3 protein-coding genes are annotated in these 5,556 nt (G+C 40.4%); all 3 read right to left on the bottom strand.

Annotation, left to right across the window (positions count from 1 at the left end):
* Window positions 1-48 precede the first annotated feature (48 nt).
* Window positions 49-1,056 carry a DUF4062 domain-containing protein gene (locus B2145_RS03550; RefSeq protein ID WP_291098296.1) on the bottom strand — a complete coding sequence of 336 codons (1,008 nt, stop codon included), beginning with the start codon at window positions 1,054-1,056 and terminating at the stop codon, window positions 49-51.
* Between the two features lie 281 nt (window positions 1,057-1,337).
* Window positions 1,338-2,396 (bottom strand): Wzz/FepE/Etk N-terminal domain-containing protein, encoded by a 1,059-nt coding sequence (locus tag B2145_RS03545; RefSeq protein ID WP_291098293.1) that lies wholly within the window; start codon window positions 2,394-2,396, stop codon window positions 1,338-1,340.
* A gap of 398 nt (window positions 2,397-2,794) precedes the next feature.
* A complete protein-coding gene (locus tag B2145_RS03540) occupies window positions 2,795-5,200 on the bottom strand; it encodes an SLBB domain-containing protein (RefSeq protein WP_291098291.1) in 2,406 nt (801 codons plus the stop codon).
* Between the last annotated feature and the right edge of the window lie 356 nt (window positions 5,201-5,556).

The following is a 5,556-nucleotide window of genomic DNA, read 5'->3' as shown; positions in this document are numbered from 1 at the left end:
GCTGTATATTTCATTTAGTTCAATTTTTATTGGACTAATTTGAAATAACTAGCGGTACAAACTTCCGGGATTCCAAATTTCGAGTCGGTCTTTAAAAAGCATCACCTGTACGCTTCCATTGCTGGTATAATCCCGATGTGCTACCGAATTGACAATGGCTTCCGTAACTGCTGCACGAGGCAACTCATATTGGATGGGCACTTGGATGCTTTCGTCTCGCGTACCCACAGACACATCAATTCTGGACAATACAAAATCCACGGCCTGATTCACCAATTCAAATACATCTCTTTTATAAACCTGATAGGAAGGAATAGGCTTCCTAATTTCCGTACCGTGAAAATGAGCACATTTGACCTCCGAGCTAATGAAAAATTGCTGCGGCTTTTTGGCAAACAACAAAAGAGCCGCATTCGTTACTCTTTCTTGTGCTATTAAATTAAGATGGGTAAGTATTGTTACCGAAGGGGATTCCGCAGAAAAAGGAAATCCTCTTTTCGAACGGGCAATACCCACAAATTCCTTTATTTTCTCGGCATCCAAATCAGCTATACTGGCGCTCCTATGTAGAGTGGCATCAAAAGGAGCCGTTCGAATGTATTCATTTTCTTCGAGATACCGAATCAAAGAAACATAAACTCCTGTTTTCAATTCGAGCATCGAGCCAAACCGTTTTCTAACAACCCGCTGATCGGCTTTTTGAATTAGAATCCGCTCCTTCAAATCCCTTTCGGAATCAACAGCATTGCTTAAAAAGACCAGGCGTGTTTTCGAATAAAGACCGGCTAGGTCAAATTCTCTTTCAGTCGGCGAAACACCTTCGGAATCTTCAAATCCGTATTGTTTGCCAAAAATACCAAGGTAAATAGCGCAATGTTCTACTTCATTGCTAAAGACCGAAGTGGCAGAATAGTTTACCGCAGGCACATTTTCGAAAATAAACGGCTCGAAAAACTTCCCCAAAAGAGCATCAGAAGTCAGATAATCATACAGAATCCGCCGTTCTCCGGCAAATTCCGATTGTACACTGCTTATAAATACTCTTATCTTTTTCATTATATACTCCTTTAACCCGTTGGGTGTAATTATTAAAAACGTCAGTTCGAGTGTTTTTTGTGCAGTAAAACGGAACAAAAAATGTATCGAGAACCGTTTTTAATGAAATTTTTCTTGTTCTCGATACGATCCCGCCCAAAAGCGGGATCACTCGAACTGACGAAAATTAATCATCAAAAACTAATTACACCCAACGAGTTCCTTTACCAAAAAGACTTTTCGTTTTATATTTTAGTTATCCGTCATCTGTTCTGGATTAACCAACCAATAACCGACAACTTCTAACCAATCTGCTTCAAAACCCGTCTCATTATCAAACCCAACACCATCAAAAAACCCGCTAAAAATCCACCCAAAAGAATCCCTTTCGCTTTCCCGAATCGTTCTTTAGCCAAAGGCAAAATAGGTCGGTCTATGATTTGAATCAAAGGTGTTTCCTTGCGTAAAGTCACTTTGGCCAATTCAGATTGTTTGACTAATTCGGTCAATATCGCCGTATTGGCCTGCACATCAACTTGTCTTCTGGCAGAAGGGGTGCGGCGCACATTGAGTGCGGGATTCAAACTAAAGGTATTGTCGGTGGCCACCGCAACCCCGGTAATGGCCGCATTCAATTCGCCCCGAATGGAGTCTGTCTGTTTTTCTAAAATGGCCATATTCATTCGGGCCTTTTTGCTTTTGGTATCGATATAGAAGTCCGAGACTTTTTTGGCCAAGGCTTCGGTGAAATATTTGGCAAACAATTCATTGGTAGAGGACATATCAATACTAATGATGGACACTTTTTTGTCCTTTTGAGCCACCGTCAATCCGTTTTTAGACAAATCATTATACATCACGCCCAAGATACTGTCATGAACGCGGGTAAAATTTTTTCGATTGGCATTGGGCAAAAACTGAATGCTTGCAAATTTTGGTTTTTCAATCCATTTTTCTCTCCATTCCTTGTCTTGAATATACATTTCTGCCAAGGAACTGATTTTTCCGTCTAAAATAACAGGGCTTAATAAGGTTTGTTCTACCATACTTCGGGACTTAAACAACTCGGTCAAATTAGACCCGGTAAACATTCCTCCACCACTGCCACCAAGATCAAATCCAAAAGAACTGGCCAGACCCAAGGCACCGCCCAATCCGCCGCCTGATTTTTCGTCTTCTAAGGCAAAAGACAAAGTGGCGGTGTAAACAGGCTTTTTAATAAAAGAATACGTCAAGCCTAATGCAGCTCCCAGTACTCCTGCCAGCACAATGATTTTCCATTGGGACAGCAAATAGGCAAACCATTCTTTTCCTTTATCGATTAATTCTTTTAACGAAATTTCGTCGTTTTGTTCGTTCATATTTTTTTGTTATCGGTTATCCGTTGTGTGTTATCCGTCACTTCGAGTGTCCCGATTTTTTATCGGGATGTATCGAGAAGTCGGTTATCTGTTTTCTACTGTTATATGTATACTATAGGTATTCTACTAAAAATGTTTGGTTATCCGTTTCTGAAGAACTGAACACTGATTACTCTTTTCTTTCATCTTTTTTCATTGGACTCCCATGTCACCCTGAGCCATGCCTGCCCTGAGTTTTTATCGAAGGGTCGAAGGGAGGGTTGGGGCAAAACAAATGAAAAGGGTTGTCGGTTTTCTGTTCTCAGTTTTCATTTGGCTCCCATGTCATCCTGAGCCCAGCCTGCCCTGAGTTTTTTATCGAAGGGTCGAAGGGCATAACCCATAACGGATACCCAAATCTAAAGTTTAAGAATGGCTATCACAACGCCTGCCAAACTGGCCAAAACACTCGCAATACCTATTATCTCTCCGGTAGTTGCTTTTTTGGTCTCCGGTTTTTCTGGTACCACAATTTGGGAACCCGGAGTTACTTTGGGGTAGGATCTGATAAACAAAAAAGAACTGGCCACTGCGGCACTGCCATTTGGATAAATGATATAGGCTTTTTTCTTCCATCCTTTGGCATCTATCCCTCCAACAGCATTCAGGTAATAACCAAATCCTTTTCCTTTCTCGTAAGGAATCTCTGAAGTCAAGAGTACATTACCCGTTATTTTGACACTTTCATTATAAGCTTCCACTACAATTTCATCGCCAGGAAACAAGGTAATATTGGTATTGCTGCCTGGATTTTTCATGATTTCCCTGTAATCAATTGGAATAGTCGCGAATTTTAAATCTACTTTTAATTTTTTAGTCAGTTTATTTTGAATACTGTCCTTTTTACCCAAATTCAAATCTATGTTTTTCAAAGCCTGAATTTGTTCTGCTTGTATGGGACGTTTGATTTTTACTCCATCCAAATTGGCAACGGCAGTCAAACCTCCCGCTCTTTGGATGACATCGTATACTTTTTCTTTTTTATTCGCCAAAGCATATTTTCCGGCATACGGCACGGCGCCACTGATGGTCACCATTTCCGGTTTTTCATATACTGCCATTTTACGGATATTCACCACATCAAAAGGTTGTAGTACAAAATTTTTCAGTTGCTCATTGTTTGCTGCCGTAATCTCAAGATTAATTAATTCCACTTTACTGGGATTTGTATCATCTATTTCGTCCGACTTCATCATACGGGCAATCTCCACTCTTTTGGATGCCGAACCGGTTAATCCTCCGGCTTGCACCAATAAATCATTCAAGGTCAGATTCTCGTAAAAAGTATAAACTCCCGGTTTTTTGATTTCTCCATCAATCGTTATTTTATATTCTTCTTTAAAGTCCAAAATAGAATATACGGTTACGATGTCTTCTTTATTCAACGCAATATTGGCTTCAGGATCACCTGCCAAGGCTTTAGCCAAATTCACATTAACTACCTCGGTGGTCAAATCAGCTTTCAAACGGATAATGGTGGCTCTATTCGTATAGGCATCTTCTTTCAAACCATCGGCTTGCGCAACCAAATTGGAAACACGCATCCCTTCATAAAAAGAATAGGTGTTCGGTCTAAAAACAGCACCGCTAATTTGGATACGATTTTCGAATCGATCTAAAATCTTGCTAACCCGAAATACGTCGCCGGCAAGCGGTTTGTAACTAGCGTATTCGGAAGCTTTTATGTCTTTTACCCTAAACTCTTTACTGGTTTTCTGGGTGACATTCACCGAAGCAGTGTAGGCAACCTCATTGAATCCCGAAGTGAAAACCAATAAATCTTTGAAGGTTTCTCCTGTTTTCATTTCGAAAATCCCGGGACGTTTTACTTGCCCTTCCACGGTAACTCTATGAGTGTAGGCCGGAATCCGGATCACGTCATTGTCTTTCAACCCCACGTTATCTGATTGATTGCCGTTGACCAAAAAATTGTAAATATCGATATACTTGAAAACTTTGTTGTTTCTCAACAACTCTATGTTTCTGTAACTTCCGTCTTTTCCAGGACCACCACCCAAAAACAAGGCGTTATAAACCGTAGCCAACGAGGAAACGGAATAGTTTCCTGGTTGCACGCTGCCGATCAGGGTCACCTTGATGGTTCTAATGCGACTTAAACTTACGCTTACCTGCGATTGACCTGAACGAACCGTACTATATACTCTTGAAATGGCCGCTTTAATTTTCTGGGTAGCTGCTTCGATTGTCATTCCCGAAACCGGAATTTGTCCTACAAATTGAATGCTTATCTTGCCTTCTACAGATATTGGCAAACTTGAATTGTATTCTTGAACGCCGAACACGCTTACCTGCAATTCGTCGCCGGGTCCCAAAACGTAGTTCACCGGAGTGGCCAATTTTAAATTGGGTTCAAAATTCAGGGTGGGATTATCAAACAATTCCGATCCGAAAATCCGGGCATTCACGGCATCCTTTACTTTGGTGTTTACAATTATTTCTTGTCCTCTTGACGCTACATTTGCATTATTTGAAATTCCAACACTCGCGGCTTGTGTCCCAACTCGAGCCTTTAATTTGGAAAACTCGCTTGCCGACATTCCTTTGGCCAAAGCCATAGGTTCAGCCTGTTCGATGGTCATGTTATTACTTTGCAATTGCGACTTGATATTGGCTATATCACCATCGGTTAAATTATCAACCTTCAATGTGCTCAGATCATTGGCTTTTAACAAATCTTGAGCCACCATAGTTCCCGATTGAAAAAGGGCAAACAATAGTAAAAGGACAGTAATTATTTTTCTCATAATTTTATTTTAATTGGTATTAAAATTTTTAAATTGAACCTTTAAAATTCTAAAGGGTATCGTACTTTTTAGTGTGAGGTATCGAAAACGAAAATCGGTTTTCTGTTATCTGTTAGGCCTACTGACCAATCCATTTATTTTATAGGCGCCTTCTCATTCTTCCCCGTCATCTTGACGGTATAATTTTTATTCTAAAAAAAGCAATATAAAATGACGTATTTAATGTTATTTTGTATTCCTACGCCCCTTGACTGTGGCAGCCGGGCACCCGCTTTTCAAAGATTCTGAAAAAATCCAACGCTGTTTGACCCCGAAAGCTTTCGGGGGAGTTTGTTGGATTTCAGAATTGAGAAAAT

Source organism: Flavobacterium sp. UBA5153, assembly GCA_002413745.1.
Lineage (GTDB): Bacteria > Bacteroidota > Bacteroidia > Flavobacteriales > Flavobacteriaceae > Flavobacterium.
This window is presented reverse-complemented; position numbering and strand designations above follow the sequence as displayed.